The 1,385-nt window shown below is 49.0% G+C and carries 1 protein-coding gene; it reads right to left on the reverse strand.

Annotation, left to right across the window (positions count from 1 at the left end; translation table 11 throughout):
* Window positions 1-261: 261 nt before the first annotated feature.
* Entirely contained in the window at window positions 262-1,065 is an 804-nt protein-coding gene (locus D6694_04480) for a transposase (protein ID RMH45601.1), read from the reverse strand.
* Window positions 1,066-1,385 lie beyond the last annotated feature (320 nt).

The raw sequence follows: 1,385 nt of genomic DNA on the forward strand, positions 1-1,385 counted from the left end.
AAGAGCCATAAAATTTTGTTTTAACAGGTGAACTAGCGGCTTTGTGCGTGTTTTAGCGCCAGTGATTATCGATTAACGCCTAGCAAAAGACTGAGATGTATAAATAACAAGTTAGACAGAGATAGGGACAATCGTGGCGAAAAAGCTATCAAAATACGAAAGGGAACAGGCTGAGGTTATTAAACAGTGGAAGGAGGAGGAGCCTGGTGTAATCAGCGAGGCAGTTGGACTTGTGTTAACTGTTAGAAATCGGAGCGTTGTTTACACTTTTCCACCATAAAAGTGCGCTAGCAGCTTTTCGTATGGCGTCATCCCGTCAATCCCCTTGTGGGGCTTGACTGTGTTGTAATAGTTGACGAAGCGCAACAGGCTGATCTGGCGGGACTTGCGGTCCCTAAAAATCTCCTGCTTGTGCCACATGTCCATCAGCGTTCGGATAACGCGCTCGGCCTTCCCGTTGGTTTGAGGCCGGCCAGGACGCGTGAATTTTTGGCCAATGCCTAGTTCGGTGCATGCCTTCACAAAAGCATGACTCGGAACTCCTTTGAACTCCTTGCCGTTGTCTGAGTAGGTGTATTCGATGGTGTAAGGACACTCGTCGGCAACCTGTCTCAGAAAAAGCTCAGCGCTGTATTGGGTCTTATCCGGGTAAATGCCCGCGTATAATTCCCGGGAAAAATCATCTATGGCGACGAAGAGATACTCGCGCGGCAGAGTTTGATCTTCGCCTTGAATCAGGGGGAGGCGCTTGGAGTCAAAATGCAACAGCTCCCCCGGATACGATTTGTTGTAACGTCTGGCTTCCCGCTTGCGCTTCAGCTCAAGTTCGCGTTCGACCTTGGCCAGACGCTTGAGCCCGTATTTGAGGCTCCGATAGCGCTTGTTGACACTGGTGCGCGGAACAAATTCTCTCTTCCGGGCTCGGGCAAGGACCTTGTAAATGGTTGGCCTTGAGACCCGATAGAGTTCCGCCAGACGACTGATTTTGTATTTGCCAGTCTGCCAGAGCTGCCAGATCTTCTCCCGGTCATGAGGCGTTAACCGGATGTTTTTGTGCATGACCATGTTTACAAAATCCTCCTTCACGGATTATCGGATTCTGTAAACAACGCGTCAATTTCTTACACCTAACTAATGAACGATAACAATTACTATTTACTTGGTCGTTCTTAAAAATTTTATCCGAAAGGAGTGGTAATTCATGAGGGTTATGGCACATAAAAAAGGAGGATTCGCTCGACTGTTTTGGGCGGCGGTGCTTTCGTTGTTTTTAGCGGCACCGGTTTTTGGCATGGATACATTTCCTGTAGGCCCGCGTGCCTTGGGAATGGCCGGGGCCAATGTGGCCTCCGTCAGTGACACCAATGCTCAGTATTACAACCCGG

This window comes from Gammaproteobacteria bacterium (assembly GCA_003696665.1).
Classification (GTDB): domain Bacteria; phylum Pseudomonadota; class Gammaproteobacteria; order Enterobacterales.